The following is a 248-nucleotide window of genomic DNA, read 5'->3' as shown; positions in this document are numbered from 1 at the left end:
AGGTTACGGTACGCCCGTTGCCGAAGGTAAAGATGTAAAAGAATTTAATGGTCGCCCTTATATTTTAGAAGAGTCGATAACCGGTGAGTTTGCTATTGTTAAAGCATGGAAAGCCGACCGCTTTGGTAATTTAGTATTTCGCCACACAGCAATGAACTTTAACCCACTTGCTGCAACTGCTGGTAAAATTACGGTAGCCGAAGTAGAAGAAATTGTAGAGCCGGGTGAACTTGAGCCAAGCCAAATTC

The 248-nt window shown here is 43.1% G+C and carries 1 protein-coding gene; it reads left to right on the top strand.

The window, feature by feature from the left end:
* On the top strand, positions 1-248 hold a 248-nt coding region (locus tag AAEY79_RS15985; protein ID WP_352289667.1), incomplete at both ends, for a CoA-transferase.

The organism is Psychrobacter sp. GW64-MNA-CIBAN-0177 (assembly GCF_040309585.1).
GTDB lineage: Bacteria > Pseudomonadota > Gammaproteobacteria > Pseudomonadales > Moraxellaceae > Psychrobacter > Psychrobacter okhotskensis.
This window is presented reverse-complemented; position numbering and strand designations above follow the sequence as displayed.